This window comes from Nocardioides sp., from assembly GCF_025964975.1.
Lineage (GTDB): Bacteria > Actinomycetota > Actinomycetes > Propionibacteriales > Nocardioidaceae > Nocardioides.
Window position 1 is genome coordinate 1 of the sequence record NZ_JAOPXV010000220.1, and the last position, 16,174, is coordinate 16,174.

Below are 16,174 nucleotides of genomic sequence, written 5' to 3' on the forward strand. Positions count from 1 at the left end.
AGCGATCTGCTTGAGGTGGACGCCAGGCTCACGGTTCCTCGCGACGCGAACAACGTCGTCGCGGAACTCCTTGGGATAGGGCTTCGGCACGGTGCACATCCTTCCAGCGGCACCTCCGGGCACCACAAGTCAGTTGTCACCTATCCGTGCAGCAGACCCGCCCCGACGGGGACGGAAGGCCCAACCGAGGCCACAAACAGGCGCGAACGTCCCGATCTGACGGGTGTATCGGAGTTTCGCAACTGTGTGATGCGGAGTTGCGCTACTACCTCACGGTGCCCCAGGCCAGAGTCGAACTGGCGACCTTTCGCTTAGGAGGCGGCTGCTCTATCCACTGAGCTACTGGGGCGGGCCGTGTGCACATTCGTGTTGAAAACCTGCACTGGCGTGGTCATTTTGTCAGCAGACGGCAGATGTGACGAACGCGGGCCCCTGAGCGTGACTGCCCGGGCCGGTGCTCGGGGGCCGGTTCTGGGTTAGGGCAGCACGTTTGCCCCGCTGCCCGGAGGGCGCGGGGTGACGTGGACTCTTGTTTCGTTTGGCGCGAAAAGTGATCGCGCTAGGCGGCTTCGGTGGGGAGTGGCGTTGTCAGGTTGCCGTGGTCCCAGAGCCGTTCGAGATGGATGCGCCAGGCTTCGGCGTTGACTTGTCCGGCGTGCAAGAGCATGCGGAGTGACTGGTTGTGCCAGCCCCAGGCAGGCATGCGCTTGAGGTGCCATGCCTCTTCGATGTCCTTGTTGCCGGATTCGGCGTCGGGCCGGTAGCCGTAGACACGCTTGAAGTCGGAGTCGGTCATGATTGAGTCCCGCCGAGTGGTGTAGATCGGGTTTCTGATCGTGGTGGCCGTGTCGGTCGCCAACGGAAGGGGGCCACCGCGTGAGTCTTTGTGAGATTCCGACCAAAGAACTCACGAAAGAGGTTCCACGCGATGACCCTGAACCAGTCTGCCCTGCTCGAATTGACCGAGGCGATGCGCACCGCCGATGACTCCAAGTTGATGCGCACCCTGCTGCACACGATCCTGCAGCGCTGGTCGATGCCGAGGCCACCGAGCACATCGGTGCCGGCATGCACGAGCAGAACGACACCAGGACCACGCAACGCAACGGGTCCCGGACGAAGGTGGTCTCGACGACCTCGGGGGACCTGAGTGTGAAGATCGCCAAGACCCGCACCGGGTCGTTCTTCCCCACGTTGTTGCACCCGCGTCGCTGGATTGACGTGGCGCTGCACGCGGTCGTGATGGAGGCCTACGTGCACGGCGTCTCGACCAGGAAGGTCGACGACCTGGTCGTCGCGATGGGCGCCGAAGCGGGGATCTCGAAGTCGGAGGTCTCGAGGATCTGTGCCGAGCTCGACGTCGAGGTCGCGGCGTTCAACACCCGCGACCTGTCCGCCCAGGCGTTCCCGTACGTGTTCCTCGACGCGACGTACTGCAAGGCCCGCATCGGCGGTGACAAGTCCGGCAAGGGGTACCGGGTGGCCTCTCAGGCGGTGGTGATCGCCACCGGGGTGTCCGCGGACGGACGCCGTGAGGTGCTCGGCTGTGCGGTCGGTGACTCCGGAACCACCGACTTCTGGACCGAGTTCCTGCGCGGCCTGCGCGAATGCGGCCTGGGCGGGGTGCAGTTGGTCATCTCTGATCACCACCGCGGCCTGATGAACGCCATCGACGCGACGATGGCCGGCGCCGCGTGGCAGCGGTGTCGGGTGCACTTCATGCGCAACGTGCTCGCCAAGGTCCCCAAGGGCCACGCCGACATGGTCGCCGCCGCGATCCGCACGGTCTTCGCCCAACCACCGGCAAGCTCGTGCGCGAGCAGGTCGAGGTCATCGCCGTGATGCTCGAACCACAGCTCCCCGCGGTCGCGGAGATGCTGCGCGACGCGAAGGAGGAGATCACCGCGTTCGCCGACTTCCCCGAGGCCCACTGGCGCAAGATCTGGTCCACAAATCCGTTGGAGCGATTGAACCGTGAGGTGAAGCGCAGGACCGATGTCGTGGGGATCTTCCCCAATGCCGCCGCCCTGCTCCGGCTCTCGGCCTGTGTGCTGATCGAGGCCCACGACGAGTGGCAGGTCGCCGAGCGCCGCTACCTCTCCGAAGGCTCCATGGCCCAGCTCACCCCGCCCGCACCCACCGTCCTCGCGATCAACACGACACCGATCCAGGAGGTGACCACGACCCCCGCCGTCCAGAGCGCATAGCCTGATCCCCCCGCAGAGAATCACGCGGACGATCTACACCACTCCACGGGACGCAGCCCGGCGCGTCGGTGGCTGGTAGTGGCGGTACGGGATGCGCAACTGTTCGCCCGCGACTCCAATGTCGCCCCAGCGTCGCTGGTAACTGTCCTGCACCAGTCGCACACTCGTCCGGTGGGACGGCGTGCCCAGCCCCTCGCTGGCCTGGCGGACTGCTGAGCCGAGGCCACGGGGGAAGGCAGCCAACAGGTCGGATTCCATGCCGCAGTTTCCCCTCGTGCGGCTCGCTGGACACCGCCAGCACGTAGGGGCTTGTTCCGAAATGCCCGCAATCTGTTCATCGTCGTCACGAGCACCACGGATTCACGCGGGCTAGCGGGTTATCAACACGCTATACTGGGGCGAGCCGTGTGGAGGTTCGAGTCGAAGCTCCGCCGGCGCTTGTCATTTTGTCAGCAGGCGGTTGATGTGACGAATGCGGCCCCTGCGCGGGCTACTCAGACGACACTCAGTTCCTGGACGAGGGCTTGGACGCGGGCGTCCACTTCGTCGACGATCCGTCGAACCGTTTCGGGGTCCTGACCCTTGGGGTCATCGAGCTTCCAGTCCTCGTAGCGCTTGCCGGGGAAGTAGGGGCACTCTTCGCCGCAGCCCATGGTGATGACCACGTCGGAGGTCTCGACAGTCTCGGAGGTGAGCAGTTTCGGTGCTTCACCAGCAACGGAGAGGCCGCGTTCTTCAAGGACGGCGACGACGTGGGAGTTGAGGGAGGCGCCGGGTTCGGAGCCTGCAGAGCGCACTTCGATGGCTCCTTGGGCGTAGTGCTCGGTAAGGACCTTGGCGGCGAGACTGCGGCCTCCGTTGTGGACGCAGGCGTACAGGACGACGGGTTTAGTCATGGGCGTGTTCCCTCTCGGTGGTGTTGAGATCTGCGACGTGGGCGGCGAGGTCGCGAGCGTTGGGGTACAGGGCCAGGACTGCGCCGACCGCCAGGGCGCCCCCGACGAGTTGCATGGCGATGAAGGCGAGGACGGACGTGGGGTCGATCCCAGCGAAGGTGTCGGTGAGGGTGCGCGCGATCGTGACGGCGGGGTTGGCGAATGAGGTTGATGAGGTGAACCAGTAGGCGGCGGTGATGTAGCCGCCGACGGCGAAGGGCGCCAGGGCGTCGCGGCCCGAACGGACCACACCGAAGACGACGAGCAGGAGCCCGAAGGTGGCGACGACCTCGGCGAGCCACAGGCCACCGCTGGACCGCTCCTTGGTGGAGATGGTGACGGCGTCCAGGTCGAACATGAGGTTCGCCAGCACGCTGCCCACACAGGCACCACTGGTCTGGGCCGAGATGAAGATCGCGGCTTCACCGTTGGTGACCGCACCGAGAACCCGTTCCGCCAAGGTGACCACGGGGTTGAACGCAGCCGAGACCGGCCCCAGGGCGAGGATGAGCGCGACCAGGACCGCCCCGGTGGCGAGGCTGTTCTCCAGCAGTTGGAGGCCCACATCGTCCGGCGAAAGGGCCTGGGCTGCGATGCCGGACCCGACCACGGTGGCCACGAGCAGGGCGCTACCAAGGAACTCTGCGAACGCTTTGCGCCACACGGTGTGGCGGTCGACAGTGGGGGCTGTTGTCACGGTCGGAATCTAGTGGACGCATGCAGTCTGCTCGACGCGTGTTGCCATCGGGACCCAGGTCCGGGTTTACCGTCTTCGTATGGACAACCCGTTGACCACCGACGCGTGCACGATGCCGACCTCCGACGGCCACTCCGCCTCGTCGAGTTCGACGACTTGTTCGTCTCCAGCCTGACCCGACTGACCACGGTCGAGGGCGAGGTGCGGATGACGTTGCGGGGCGACACCGGGCTCTACGACCGCGTGAGGGACCTGGCGACGCGCGAGTCGACGTGCTGCTCGTTCTTCACGTTCATCGTCGACGGCACCGAGACCGTCGTCGACCTCTCCATCAGGGTGCCACCAGCACGACGCGACATCCTCGACGCCCTGGCGGCTCGCGCGAGCGAGGTCTCCGGCGTCACGGCCACGACTGCAGAAGGAGCGGTGTGATGTTGCGGGTGGGACAGGTCGCCGACGCGGCCGGGGTCAACAAGGAGACCCTGCGCTACTACGAGCGGCGCGGTCTCATCACTCCGCCCGTCCGCAGCAATGGGGGACACCGCCTGTACGACGACGCCGCCGTCACCACGCTCCGGGTCATCAAGGCCGCCCAACGGCTCGGGTTCACCCTCGACGAGGTGGCCGACCTCCTGGAGCTCGGCCGCCGCCGAGGCCGCAGCAGCGGTCTCCAGGTCCGTGCCAGGGAGAAGCTGGCCGAGGTCGACCAGCGCATGGCCGACCTCGCGACCATCCGCGAGAACCTGGTCGCCGCCCTCGATGCCGGATGCGACGACCTCCACCAGTGCGCCAGCAGCGACTGCTGCCCCATTCCGTTCGTGAGCCTCGCCGAGGTCGGAAGGACCAACCCATGACCGACAACCTGATCGCCCCGACCGAGCAGGGCTTGCCCAACGGTCGCTACGTGGTGGGAGGCGCTGTCGCTGCTTGCGCCGTCTGCTGTGCTCCACCCGTGCTGGCACTCGTCGGCATCGCCGGAAGTGGCGCGCTCGCCACCGGAGCAACCTTCGCGTTCGCGGGGCTCACCTTTGCCATCGTCGTCGCCGCCATCACCGTGGGCGCGTTCATGACCCGCAGACGCACCCGCGACGGACCGAGCCGGCGCCCGCCACGACTGGTCTGCAGATAGGCGGGCGGCACCACGAAGTTCAGAACTTTTCACCCGTACGAATGAGGCGCCGGATGCCTACTGCAAAGTAGAAAGGAGGTGCGGATCTAGCCCTGGCCCGCTGTCTTGTTGACGCGGAGGTCTCGCATGCTTCATCTTTCCGACTCCACTCTCGGGCTCGTCGCCCGCCGCATGGACGTCCCCCTGTACGACCGCTCACTGCTCTCGCGCTCGATCGTCCACCTCGGAGTCGGCGGTTTTCACCGGGCCCACCAAGCGGTGTACCTCGACGACCTGGCCCGAGCGGGAATGACGGACTGGGGTGTCGTGGGGGTGGGACTGCGGTCACCCGCCCTGCGTGATGCGCTGGTCGGTCAGGACAACCTGTTCACGGTCCTCGAGCGGGATTCCCACGGCGAGAACGCCCGCGTCGTGGGCTCCATGTGCGACTACCTGTTCGCCGGAGACGACCCCGGCCGGGTGATCGGTCGCCTGGCCGACCCTCGGACCCGGATCGTCACGATGACCATCACTGGTGACGCCTACAACGTCGACTCGGACGGAATCTTCCGTGATGACACGCGTGAGGTGCTGGCGGACCTCCGTCGTCCCCACCTGCCCATCACCTGGTTCGGCTACCTGACCGAGGCGCTGGCATTCCGTCGCCGGGCTGGCCTGGGCGGATTCACCGTCTTGTCCTGCGACAACCTGGCGACCAGCGGTGACACGACCCGGACGGCGTTGGTGGCCTTCGCGCGGCTCCGCGACGAGACCTTGGCGCGCTGGATCGAGCACAACGTCAGCTTCCCCAACAGCATGGTCGACCGGATCACGCCGGGAACCGACGACGACGTACGCCAGCACCTGACGAGGACCTTCGGTGTGCAGGACCGGTCGCCGGTCGCCACCGAGCCCTTCACCCAGTGGGTGGTCGAGGATGCCTTCGCCCAGGGTCGGCCCCCGCTCGAGGACGCCGGCGTCCAGGTGGTGGCCGACGTTGCGCCGTACAAGCTGATCAAGACGAGGCTGTTGAACGGTACGCACACCGCAATGGCCTACCTCGGGTGGCTGGCAGGGCACCGCACGACCGCCGAGGTGGCCGCCGACCCCACGATGCGTGCCTTCCTCGCCGAGATGATGCGCACCGAGATCGCCCCGCTCCTCCCGTCCGTCGCGGACATGGAGGTCGACGCCTACATCGAGTCGGTGCTCCGCAGGCTGAGCAACGAGACGATCTGCGATCCCCTCTCGCGGTTGTGCCGTCGAGGCTCCACCAAGGTGCCGGCCTACCTCCTGCCGTCCCTCGTCGAGGCGCGCCAGCAGGGCCAGCAGGCTCCCCTCCTGACCCTGGCCCTGGCGGGCTGGTTCCGCTACCTGCGCGGGAAGGACCTCGACGGGCGCGCCATCGACATCCAGGACGCCAACCTCGACGACCTCCAGGACCGCGCCCTGCGTGGAGGTCCGGACCCTGCCCTGCTCCTCGACGTGCCGGGGGTCACGGACGGTCTCCGGAGCGACGTCGGTCTGTCGTGGGACGTACGCCGAGCCATACGCGACCTCGAGCATGGAGTGGAGTCCGCCGTCCAGAAGCGCTTGGCGCGGACGCCTGCGCCGATCCTGGCCCCGCTCACGAGCCGCAGCATGTCGTCCGAACCGCATGCTGATCTGATCTCGTGATCGCGACCCGACGAACCGAACCGCGCCTGCGGGCCATCCTCTGCGACGCAGACGGATGCCTGTTCCCCTCCGAGGGACCCGCCTACGACGCGTCGGTGGACGTGGTCAATGCCCTGCTCGACGAGCTTGGCGTGCATCGTCGCTACACCGCCCACGAGCTGCGCAGCGACTACACCGGACGGAACTTCCGCGCCACGGTCCCGCGGCTGTGCGCGGAGAACGGCGTCGACCTCACGTCCGAGACCCTGGAGCGCTGGACTGCTATCGAAGCTGACGAGGTCACCTCGCACCTGGCCAGCGTGCTGCCGGAGGATCCGGAGGTGAGCGCAGCCGTGCAGCTCCTGGCGGCCGCCTTCCCCTTCGCAGTGGTCAGCTCGAGCGCCTCGAAGCGGGTGGATGCCTGCCTCAGCGCCACGGGTCTGTCCCAGTTCGTCCAGGACGGCCGCCTCTTCAGCGCCGAGGACTCGCTCCCGCGGCCCATCAGCAAGCCCGATCCGGCGATCTATCAGCTGGCAGGAAACGCCATGGGAGTCACCGGTTCGCAAGCCCTGGCGATCGAGGACTCCGAGGTGGGCGTGCGCGCCGCGGTGGCAGCGGGCTTCCCCGTGGTGGGTCTGCTGCACTTCGCGCCTGCCGATGAGGCTGACCAGCTGGCGGCTCGGTTGCGCGAGGCCGGCGCGACCCGCATCGCGACCACCTGGGCGGACCTGCTCGCCCAGCTCACAGGGTGAGGGAGGAGCGGTGAACGCGACCCACCTCGCCACGCGAGCAGCGGAGCGACGTCACGGCCCGGAGTCCGGCCCGGGAGCACGGCCGCGCACCCTTGCGAGCTACCTCGCGCTGCCCCGCACGGGCGACATCGTGAAGTGGATCATCCTCCCCGTCGGATTCCTCATCGGGATGGCAGCGCGCGGCCGCCCGGAACAGGTCGACGTCCTGAGAGCCGTCGTCGTCTGGTTCTCCCTCGAGCTGCTGGTCTACCAGGCCCGCTACCAGTGGAACGACATCCGAGGTTTCGACGCCGACCAGCGCCACCCCGGCGGCGATCGGGGAAGGCTTCCCGGCCCCCCGGAGCGCCGGCGCTCGAGGTTCGCCTGGAGCGCAGCGACGGCGGCGGCCAAGATCGTGCTGGCGTGCGCCCTGTGCTGGGCACTGGACGTCAGGACCGGGGTCTTCATGATCCTGCTCACGGCGGGGGTGTTCGGTCTGGCGGCGGTCTACGAGGCGCTGCGGAGCGTCAGCACAGGTCGCTCCGACAAGGCTCCTGCTCCGATCACCGCTGGCATCGTAGCCATCTGGATCGTCATCGGTGCTGGCTACGCGCTCCGCGTGGTCACGGGACTAGGCCTGGCCGTGGACCTGACGAGCTCACGGCTCCTTCTGCCCATGGCCGTGCTGACCGGGTGGGCGTTCGGGATCGCCTGGATCACCAGCCGCTGGGCCGTTGAGGCGACGGCGTTCGCCCGCTTGGAGGGCCGTCGGCTGCGGTGGTACGCCCGTCGCGACCAGGCGCGAGAACATCAGCTCGCGCTGGCACCGTGGCTGCCGGACGAAGTGCCCTCCTCGGTGCATGATCTCGGGCACTGGCAACCCGTGAAGCAGCGGTCGGCCTGGTCGGCTCCCTGGAACGTCGCAGGGGTGGTTGCGGCGGGTGGCGCTGCCGCCTGCGGAGCGCTCCTGGCGGGCCCCGGCGCGAGCGGCGGGACGTTGGTGATGTGCGTCGGCCTGGGGATCCTTGCCGGTGCCTCGGTCCTGGCGGCTGGGTCTCGGCGAGAGGTCGCGATCGCCGTTGTGTTACCGATCGTGATCGGCGCGATGGCCCTCGCCGGCGTCGACACCCCCACCAGGGCCTGCCTGCCGTGGCTCGCTCTCTCGGTCGCGCAGGCGTGCTACCTCCGTCAGGATCGCGCATCGCTCGGACAGTTCCTGCGTAGGCCCGCGCCAAGGCACAAGTCCATCTCCAGAGGCACGACATCGACGCCGCAGAGCTGACCCGGGTCGCGCAACTCGCGGCCCGGGCCGGAGCGGACTGCGCACTGTCGTGGCAGCGGCGCGGCGCCGAGCGAAGCGTGCAGGAGAAGGCGGGACCCTGGGACCTGGTGAGCCGAGCTGATCTCGAGACCGAGGAAGTCATCCGCGGCGTCCTCAGCCAGCACCGCCCTGACGACTGCGTCCGCGGTGAGGAGCTCGGCACCGACCAGGGCACGACCGGTGTCAGCTGGCTCGTCGACCCGATCGACGGCACGACCAGCTACCTCTACGGCCGAGCGGACTGGGCCGTGTCAGTGGCCGCCTTCGGTCCGGACGGGCGCGTGGCCGCCGGCGTAGTGGTCGAACCGGCCTACGGGCGTACGTCGTCGGCAACCCGCGGCTGCGGGACCCTGGTCGACGACCGCCCGGCCTCGCTGTCATCGACGACGACGTTGGACCAGGCTCTCGTCGAGATCAACTTCGGGCGCCGCGACCAGCATCCTCGAGCGGGAGCCATGGTCGACGTCCTCCTGGGAGAGGTGCGCGACCTGCGGCGCGGCGGCAGTGCGGCATCGTCTCTGGCCCATGCTGCATCGGGTCGCGCGGACGCGGTATGGAGCCCGGGGCTGCAGCCGTGGGACGGGGCCGCCGGTGTCCTGCTCGTCCTGGAGGCGGGCGGCATCGTCGGTGACCTCGATGGCCCGAGTGGCGGCCGCTGGCCGGAGAGCGGTGACGTGCTCGCTGCGCCCGAGGCGCTCTGGGAGCCCCTGCGCGACCTGCTGGCCGGCGTGTATCACCGGGACTCATGAGCTGGCGCGGTCTGGCCCGCGTCCCCGATCTCCGCTGCGCTCGCCACGACGAGTCCGCCCAGCATGAATGCGGCGATCGCGGCGACCAGGGTCGCGGTGGTGAACGTCGGGAGGAATCGCCGTAGCCCCGCCGCAGCCGCTGCCCCGTGATAGCCATGGGTCGGGGCGTGACCCCTGCCCCTTTGCAGCAGGTAGCGGTTGACGGTGTAGGCCGCGAAGAAGGCGGCCGTCAGCGCGACCATCATGCTGATCCAGAAGACCGCGTTGACCGGGCCGGCCTCCATCGCCCCCGGGATGACGGCCATCACTGCGTTGTCCACGAACTCCATGGTCGCGATGGAGAGGGTGTCGGCTGCGAAGACCACGGCGATCGCGGACCCGAGACCGACGCCCCGCCTTGAGGAGCGGCAACGTCGAGAGGCTGTAGCCGAACAGGAAGGCGAGGCCGACGGCCAGCGCGACGGTCCATCCGGTGCCGAGCCCGATGGCCGTGCCGATCATCAGGCCGAGGGTCTTGCCGATGGCGCAACCGGTCAGGCAGTGCAAGGTGGCGCTCAGGGCCATCGAGCGCGAGTCGTTGAGGTGGCGTGGTGCTCGTGCTGGTGCGCGGTGCTGGACATGTGTCCGACCGGTGACGGGTGACGTTCTCACCTGCCCAATGATGCCCCCAGGGGGTATGTGTCCGCTACGTCCGTAGTCTCGAGGCAGGAAGGGAGCACTCCATGCCTCGCAAGCCATCAACCCGTGCCATGGGCGCGACCACGCTGGCGATGACGCTGGCCCTCAGTGCTGTTGCCTGCGGCAACGAAGGCGCCTCGAAGGGTCGTGCTGAGGTCTCAGCGACCGAGCACAACAAGGCAGACGTCGAGTTCGCCTCGGAGATGCTCCAGCACCACGCCCAGGCGCTGTCCATGGTCGACCTCACCCTCGGGCGTCCGCTCAACCCTGATGTGCGCAGGGCCTGGCCGAGCAGGTCCGCGCAGCCCAGGCACCGGAGATCGAGACGTTCACCGACTGGCTCATCGGCTGGGACGAGGAGATCCCCGAGACGGTGCGCGACCAGGCCAATGCCGGTCACGACGAGGCGCACGGCTCCATGGCGGGGATGGACACCGACATGCCCGGCATGATGTCCGCCGAGGAGACGGCCGCCCTGGCGGACGCGCCCGACGAGGAGTTCCAGGAGATGTGGCTGGAGATGATGGTCGAGCACCACGAAGGTGCCGTCGAGATGGCCGAGGCGCAGACCCGGGACGGCCGGTTCGAGGCCGCCGTCGAGCTCGCGGACGACATCATCTCGTCCCAGACCGCCGAGATCGAGACCATGGAGGAGCTGCTCGGCTAGCGAGCGGGGCGGGGGAGCGGACCGAAGTCGCGGTTGCAACCGGTGCCGGAACAGTCGGCCAGCACACGGTAGCGACGCTCGAGCTCGCGGCGTACGGCGCGATAGCGCTCATCGGTCAGGAGGTTCGCCAGCTCGTGCGGATCGTGCTGGCGGTCGTACAGGAATCCGGCGGTGGGCCCGTTGTTGATGCGCCGGGCATAGGAGTAGCGCTGCGTCAGCACGCCGCGGTAGGCCCAGCCGGGGAACCTGACGCTCGGGTCCTTCGCGCCTGTCTGCACCAACAACGTGTCGCGGAGGCCGGATGCCTTCGGGTCACTCAGGGTCGCGACGAAGTGCTCGCCGTCGATGGTCATGGTGGGCGTGAGCGACATCAGCTGGGCGAGCGTCGCAGTGAGGTCGATGAGCGACACGGTCCGGGCGGAGCGGGTGCCCGCAGGGATGCCGGGCCCCCGGATCACCAGCGGAACGTCGAGGATCTCGTCGGAGAGGCGGTCCTTGCCGGTGAAGCGGTGCTCGCCGAGGGCGTAACCGTTGTCGGAGGTGAAGACGATGTAGGTCTCGTCCAGCTCGCCGGTGCGCTCGAGGGCGGCGACGGTGTGCGCCACCGCCTCGTCGACGGAGAGCAGCGAACGGATGCGGGCGAGGTTCAGCCGCTTCAGCGGGCGTGCCGCCAGCTTCGGTCGGCCGCTGACGATCGACTCCTTGTCGCGCATGTCGGCCTCGTTGAAGGCGGGGTCCTTGAAGGCCCTGGGCGTGAGTCCCTTGAGCGCATCGGCGTAGGCCGGCTCGGCCGGTGGGAGGCGTCCACCCCGGTCGCCGTCGCCGTCTCCCTTGGCCGACTCGGGGAACCAGATGTGCGGCGCGACGTGGTTGGCGAAGATCATGAACGGCCGACGACCCGCCCACGTGTCGATGTCGGCGACGGTGCGTTCGTCGAGGCGGGTGGTGACGTAGTCGTCGGAGAAGGAGTCGCCGCCGAAGAATGTGAAGTCCTCGTAGTCCGTCGCGGGCTCCAGCAGGATGTCGAAGTTCGTCCACCCCGGGTCCGCCGGTGCGTCGGGGTCGAAGTGGTTGAGGTGCTTGCCGTGGATCGCGGTCGCGTAGCCGGCGTCCTCGGCCCAGGTGGCGATGGTCGACGACGGGTCGAAGGCCTCCCAGCCGCCGTACGCCCCGGAATTGTGGTGCACGCCGTTGTTCTGCGCGTACTGCCCTGAGAGAAGCTCGGCCCGGGCTGGGCAGCACAGCGGGTGCGGCGACTGCGCATCGGTGAACGTCATCCCGCGCTTCATCAGCAGGTTGCGCACGTGGGGGAGATAGCCCAGGTCGTCGGTGCGCATGTCGTCGGTCAGGAACACCACGACGTTCGGCGCATCCGCTGCCGCCACCCGGGTCGTCTCCGACGTCCGGACGACCGTGCTGGGCGCCGCGTCCGGCTCCACGCTGGCGGCCTGCGCTCCGACCGCGGCAAGCACGACGAGACCGACCATGCCGGTCACGGTGAGGCGGAGGGGGTTGGGCACGGGAACAAAGACCTTCGGTTGCCGGGGTGGGGAGCGCCCCCATCCTTCCTCATCACGCCGGAGGCGAGGAATTTGTCCCCGACCCGGCTGGGGTGGATATTTGGCCAGTTCGCGTAGGTTGCGAGGCGTCGCCCGCCTGGGGCGTCCGATGACGAAGGCTGGGAACTGGTCGTGACAGGTGTGTCGAGCGCCAACCCGGATGCACCCGCGCCGAGGCGCAAGGCCGCGATCCCGCGCAAGCACACGGTCGGCAAGGTCGTCCTGCTCAGCACCCTCGTGCTGGCGCTGGTGACCGGTCTCGGAGTGGTGTTCCTCGTCCGCCACCTCAACGGAAACATCACCTCCGTCGACATGGAGACCGCGCTGGGCGACGACCGCCCGGAGGAGGTCTACAAGGGCAACGGAGAGCCCCTTGACATCCTGGTGATGGGTGACGACAACCGGGACTGCGAGGGCTGCAACGTCGTCGGTGACAACGAATCCGGTGGTGGCTCGGACACCACCATCCTGGTCCACCTCTCTGCTGACCGGAAGCGCGCCTACGCCATCTCCATCCCCCGCGACTCGATCGTCGACCGGCCTGCATGCGGCGACAGCCCTGCCGCCACCGACGTCAAGTGGAACGCCGCCTACAGCATGGATGGCGGGCCGCTGTGCACCGTGGAGCAGCTGGAGAGCATGACCGACATCCGCGTCGAGCACTTCGTGGTGGTGGACTTCAACGGGTTCGGCGACATGGTCGACGCTGTCGACGGCGTGCCGGTGTGCGTCCCCGAGGACATCGACGACCCGAAGCACGGCATCTTCGTTCCGGCCGGCAATCCCTCCGTCCTGTCCGGGGACGAGGCGCTGGACTACGTCCGTGCCCGGTATGTCGGCGAGGTCATCCAGCAGAACGACATCAGCCGTATCAAGCGCCAGCAGACGTTCATCGCGGCACTGATCCGGAAGGTCAAGTCGGCCGGCACCCTGAGCCGCCTCGACCGCGTGGTGGGTTTCCTCGACGCAGCCACCCAGTCGCTGACCACCGACGAGCAGCTGGGGTCGGTGACCCGTATCGGCAAGATCGCCATGCAGCTGCAGAACATCGGCCTGGAGAACGTCAAGTTCGTGACCGCCCCGACGGCCTACTTCCCCCTCGAGTCGGAGTTCAAGGGCAGCGTCTACTGGACCGAGCAGGCCGACACCATGTGGGGGCTGCTCAACGAGGACAAGCCGCTGCCCAAGGCGCTGCTCGGCGACGCCATCACGGCGAAGCCGCCGGCCAGCTCGAACGAGCCAGAGCCTGATCCCGGCACGGAGCCGCCCGTGCCGGACCCGACCACCCCCTCGGAGAGCCCGAGCGAGCTCGAGCCCGCGACACCCACCGAGGAGCCGACCGCGGATCCCGTCCCCGGGGTGTGCGCATGACCGCTCCCGACGACGCGACGTCGGGCCAGCAGCTCGAGCCCGAGTGGGTACGCCGCAAGCGACTCGCCGCCGTCTTTGGGGACGTCCTGCCGGAGCAGACCAGCGACGACCGTACTGCTCGCTCGTCGGAGGTTTCCGGCAAGGGCGACGAGTGGTATCGCGACCAGGTCCCGCCCCACCACGGTTGATGTGACCAGCGGGGTGCGCGTGGCGGCGAAGGGCAAGGCCGAGGTCCCGGGCAAGCACACGGTGGCGAAAGTCATCCTCGTCAGCACCCTCGTGCTGGCACTGGTGACCGCTCTCTCGGTGGTGTTCCTCGTGCGGCACCTCGAGGGCAACCTCGACGTCGAAGACCTCACACCGGCCCTCGGCAACGATCGCCCCGAGCGGAGCGGACCCGAGGGCGCCCTCAACATCCTGGTCATGGGCTCGGACAGCCGCGAGGGGGAGGGCAACGGGATCGACACCGAGGACCCGGACAATGGCGCGCGCTCCGACATGACTCTCCTCCTGCACCTCTCGGCCGACCGCGAGCGGGCTTACGGCATCTCGATCCCGCGTGACTCGCTGGTGACACGCCCCGATTGCGGCGAGGACGACGAGATCCCCGGCGGCGACTCCGAGATCTGGAACGTCGCCTTTGCAGTGGGCGGTCCGGCCTGCACGATCCGGCAGGTGGAGGCCACGACAGGGGTCTTCATCGACAACTACGTCCTCGTCGACTTCAACGGCTTCAAGGACATGGTCGACGCCGTCGGCGGCGTGCCGGTCTGCGTCCCTGTGGACATCGAGGACCCCAAGCACGGGATCAGCGTCGCGGCAGGGGAGCGGGAGATTCGTGGCGACGAGGCGCTCGACTACGTGCGCGTCCGCTCGACGGTGGGCAACCAGTCGGACCTCGGTCGCATCAAGCGTCAGCAGACCTTCATGGCAGCGATGATCAAGAAGGTCATGTCCGCCGAGACCCTGACCCGCCCCGACCGACTTGTGAGGTTCCTCAACGCCGCCACGAAGTCGGTCAAGCTCGACTTCGAGAGCATCCGTGACCTGGCCGGCCTCGGTCTTCAGCTGCAGGACATCGGCCTCGACAAGGTCCAGTTCGTCACTGTGCCGTGGGAGTACACCCCCGAGTACCGTGTGCTGTGGCGTCCGGAGGCGAAGCAGCTGTGGAGGAAGGTCATCGCCGACGAGCCACTGTCGTCACGCCAGACGGACACTGCGGTCGACGCGGCCGAGGCTCCCGGGCCAGGGACGCCGTCGCCGACACCCACCGACACCGAGACCCTCACGCCTGACGAGACCGCGGCCGAGGCCAACGGTCTGTGCACCTGACCGACCACGGGTGACCGGATGGTCACCTGGCCCTCGGGTAGCGCGTGCGCTCAGCTGCGGGCCCGCAGCAGGTCGCGGATCTCCTCGAGAAGCGCGACGTCGGCGGGGGTGCCCGCTGCCTCGGTGGGGAAGAAGCGGTCCTTCGCCTTGGTGTAGGGAACGACCACGAGGAAGTAGACGATCGTCGCGAGCACCACGAAGGCGATCAGTGCGTTGAGGAAGAAACCGAGCTCGCCGAGCTCGGCCTCGGCAAAGAGGTTGCCGGCGCCCGGGATGAGGCTGGTCAGCCATGCGGTGAGGGCGGTGACCATGGCACCGAAGGCGGCGGCCATGATGACTGCCACAGCGAGCTCGACGAGGTTGCCCCGCAGGAGGAAGTTCTTGAAACCGGTCATGGCTTCGACGCTAGCGGGCGTAGGTCACGGTGATGAAATCCCTCAGGGTGGAGGCGGCGACCGGCTCGGCGCTGGAAGGATCGATGCCTGCGACGATCAGTCGGCCCGCGATGCTCGAGTCGGCGGCAGCGGGAGGCGGGATCGCCAGCACCAGCACGTCGAGAGCCAGCACGTCGCTGGCCCCCGTCTCGGGGTCGACGGCGCTGAGGTCGATCCGGTCGCCTGCCTCGAGGAGCTCCACCACTGCCGGGTCCGGGAGCCGCAGCGGCATCACCGTCAGGTCCGGAAAAGCCGCGGCCAGCTCAGCACCGACCATCCGCACACCGGTGATCGGCTCCCCCTGGCGCACCGGGGCGGCGAGCACCCCGTCGACCGGTGAGCTCGCGAGCCCGACCGGAGCCAGCGCCTCCGGCCAGGCGACCATCGACACGTCCTCGGGTGCCACCCGGTCACCGGCCGCGAGGTCGGCGGCGGCCACCGGGACCTGGACCGTCGGGGGAGCAGGACCGACGGTCGCGCGCAGCCCTGCGAAGACTGCGAGCACGACGAGCAGCGCCGCGAGTGGTCGGCGGCGAGCCAGGACGAGCCGGCGGAGGGCGCGTGCCTTGCGGCGTACGGCAGGAGGTGTGCGCATCCGATGACGCTAGGGCTCTGCGCGAGCCCTGGCACGGGTCGTCCCCAGCGAGGTGTTCAGGTCAGCTGGACGAGGCACCTGTGGACGAGGACTGGCTCGGGCCGGAGGCCTTGGCGGGCGCCGAAGTCGTAGTG

Annotated in this window: 17 protein-coding genes, 1 tRNA gene and 3 pseudogenes; 13 read left to right on the top strand and 8 right to left on the bottom strand. The window is 68.4% G+C overall.

Features of this window, described 5'->3' with window-relative positions; translation table 11 throughout:
* Nucleotides 1-276: 276 nt before the first annotated feature.
* A tRNA-Arg gene (locus JWN68_RS17650) sits at nucleotides 277-349 on the bottom strand.
* Between the two features lie 210 nt (nucleotides 350-559).
* Nucleotides 560-796: a hypothetical protein gene (locus JWN68_RS17655; RefSeq protein ID WP_297741375.1), complete on the bottom strand. Its 237-nt coding sequence runs from the start codon at nucleotides 794-796 to the stop codon at nucleotides 560-562.
* A gap of 132 nt (nucleotides 797-928) precedes the next feature.
* Between JWN68_RS17655 and JWN68_RS17660 the strand changes: the two are divergent.
* Nucleotides 929-2,207: pseudogene (locus tag JWN68_RS17660) on the top strand (IS256 family transposase).
* A gap of 494 nt (nucleotides 2,208-2,701) precedes the next feature.
* On the opposite strand, the gene JWN68_RS17665 reads toward JWN68_RS17660, so the two are convergent.
* Both JWN68_RS17665 and JWN68_RS17670 read right to left on the bottom strand, forming a co-directional pair.
* Nucleotides 2,702-3,103, bottom strand: a complete 402-nt coding sequence (locus tag JWN68_RS17665; RefSeq protein WP_297741377.1) for a hypothetical protein — start codon at nucleotides 3,101-3,103, stop codon at nucleotides 2,702-2,704.
* Nucleotides 3,096-3,839, bottom strand: a complete 744-nt coding sequence (locus tag JWN68_RS17670) for an MIP/aquaporin family protein (RefSeq protein WP_297741379.1) — start codon at nucleotides 3,837-3,839, stop codon at nucleotides 3,096-3,098. Before JWN68_RS17670 ends, JWN68_RS17665 begins: the two co-directional genes overlap by 8 nt.
* A gap of 105 nt (nucleotides 3,840-3,944) precedes the next feature.
* Between JWN68_RS17670 and JWN68_RS17675 the strand changes: the two genes are divergently transcribed.
* From JWN68_RS17675 to JWN68_RS17705, 7 genes are all read left to right on the top strand, one after another.
* Nucleotides 3,945-4,271: a hypothetical protein gene (locus tag JWN68_RS17675; RefSeq protein WP_297741381.1), complete on the top strand. Its 327-nt coding sequence runs from the start codon at nucleotides 3,945-3,947 to the stop codon at nucleotides 4,269-4,271.
* A complete protein-coding gene (locus JWN68_RS17680) occupies nucleotides 4,271-4,693 on the top strand; it encodes a MerR family transcriptional regulator (protein WP_297741383.1) in 423 nt (140 codons plus the stop codon). The genes JWN68_RS17675 and JWN68_RS17680 overlap by 1 nt, the downstream gene beginning before the upstream one ends.
* Nucleotides 4,690-4,968 (top strand): hypothetical protein, encoded by a 279-nt coding sequence (locus JWN68_RS17685; RefSeq protein ID WP_297741386.1) that lies wholly within the window; start codon nucleotides 4,690-4,692, stop codon nucleotides 4,966-4,968. The genes JWN68_RS17680 and JWN68_RS17685 overlap by 4 nt, the downstream gene beginning before the upstream one ends.
* Before the next feature lie 126 nt (nucleotides 4,969-5,094).
* A complete protein-coding gene (locus JWN68_RS17690) occupies nucleotides 5,095-6,624 on the top strand; it encodes a mannitol dehydrogenase family protein (RefSeq protein ID WP_297741388.1) in 1,530 nt (509 codons plus the stop codon).
* Nucleotides 6,621-7,355 carry an HAD family phosphatase gene (locus JWN68_RS17695; protein ID WP_297741390.1) on the top strand — a complete coding sequence of 245 codons (735 nt, stop codon included), beginning with the start codon at nucleotides 6,621-6,623 and terminating at the stop codon, nucleotides 7,353-7,355. The genes JWN68_RS17690 and JWN68_RS17695 overlap by 4 nt, the downstream gene beginning before the upstream one ends.
* Before the next feature lie 10 nt (nucleotides 7,356-7,365).
* Nucleotides 7,366-8,616, top strand: a complete 1,251-nt coding sequence (locus tag JWN68_RS17700) for a hypothetical protein (protein WP_297741392.1) — start codon at nucleotides 7,366-7,368, stop codon at nucleotides 8,614-8,616.
* Nucleotides 8,617-8,660: 44 nt separating this feature from the next.
* Nucleotides 8,661-9,404, top strand: a complete 744-nt coding sequence (locus tag JWN68_RS17705; RefSeq protein WP_297741408.1) for an inositol monophosphatase family protein — start codon at nucleotides 8,661-8,663, stop codon at nucleotides 9,402-9,404.
* Here the strand turns inward: JWN68_RS17705 and JWN68_RS19445 are convergent.
* Nucleotides 9,389-10,142: pseudogene (locus JWN68_RS19445) on the bottom strand (DUF4396 domain-containing protein). The gene JWN68_RS17705 and the pseudogene JWN68_RS19445 sit on opposite strands and share 16 nt — an antisense overlap.
* A 32-nt stretch (nucleotides 10,143-10,174) precedes the next feature.
* Between JWN68_RS19445 and JWN68_RS19450 the strand changes: the two are divergent.
* Together JWN68_RS19450 and JWN68_RS17715 are read left to right on the top strand one after the other, a co-directional pair.
* Nucleotides 10,175-10,348: pseudogene (locus JWN68_RS19450) on the top strand (DUF305 domain-containing protein); the annotation flags it as partial.
* A gap of 17 nt (nucleotides 10,349-10,365) precedes the next feature.
* The gene (locus JWN68_RS17715; RefSeq protein ID WP_297741410.1) at nucleotides 10,366-10,749 is read left to right on the top strand and encodes a DUF305 domain-containing protein; all 384 of its coding nucleotides are present in this window, start codon (nucleotides 10,366-10,368) and stop codon (nucleotides 10,747-10,749) included.
* On the opposite strand, the gene JWN68_RS17720 is transcribed toward JWN68_RS17715, so the two are convergent.
* Nucleotides 10,746-12,269, bottom strand: coding sequence for a sulfatase-like hydrolase/transferase (locus tag JWN68_RS17720; protein WP_297741396.1), 1,524 nt, complete (start codon nucleotides 12,267-12,269; stop codon nucleotides 10,746-10,748). The two genes, JWN68_RS17715 and JWN68_RS17720, sit on opposite strands and share 4 nt — an antisense overlap.
* A 171-nt stretch (nucleotides 12,270-12,440) precedes the next feature.
* Here JWN68_RS17720 and JWN68_RS17725 point away from each other — a divergent pair, with 171 nt between their 5' ends.
* The 3 genes from JWN68_RS17725 to JWN68_RS17735 are packed head-to-tail and all read left to right on the top strand — an operon-like array spanning nucleotide 12,441 to nucleotide 15,011.
* On the top strand, nucleotides 12,441-13,679 hold the full coding sequence (locus JWN68_RS17725) for an LCP family protein (RefSeq protein WP_297741398.1): 1,239 nt from the start codon (nucleotides 12,441-12,443) through the stop codon (nucleotides 13,677-13,679).
* Complete coding sequence (locus tag JWN68_RS17730) at nucleotides 13,676-13,867, top strand: hypothetical protein (protein ID WP_297741400.1); 192 nt, start codon at nucleotides 13,676-13,678, stop codon at nucleotides 13,865-13,867. Before JWN68_RS17725 ends, JWN68_RS17730 begins: the two co-directional genes overlap by 4 nt.
* A 1-nt stretch (nucleotide 13,868) precedes the next feature.
* Nucleotides 13,869-15,011 (top strand): LCP family protein, encoded by a 1,143-nt coding sequence (locus JWN68_RS17735; RefSeq protein ID WP_297741402.1) that lies wholly within the window; start codon nucleotides 13,869-13,871, stop codon nucleotides 15,009-15,011.
* Between the two features lie 50 nt (nucleotides 15,012-15,061).
* On the opposite strand, the gene JWN68_RS17740 is transcribed toward JWN68_RS17735, so the two are convergent.
* Nucleotides 15,062-15,406, bottom strand: a complete 345-nt coding sequence (locus JWN68_RS17740) for an MscL family protein (protein ID WP_297741404.1) — start codon at nucleotides 15,404-15,406, stop codon at nucleotides 15,062-15,064.
* 10 nt (nucleotides 15,407-15,416) lie between these two features.
* Nucleotides 15,417-16,040, bottom strand: coding sequence for an SAF domain-containing protein (locus JWN68_RS17745; RefSeq protein ID WP_297741406.1), 624 nt, complete (start codon nucleotides 16,038-16,040; stop codon nucleotides 15,417-15,419).
* Nucleotides 16,041-16,174 lie beyond the last annotated feature (134 nt).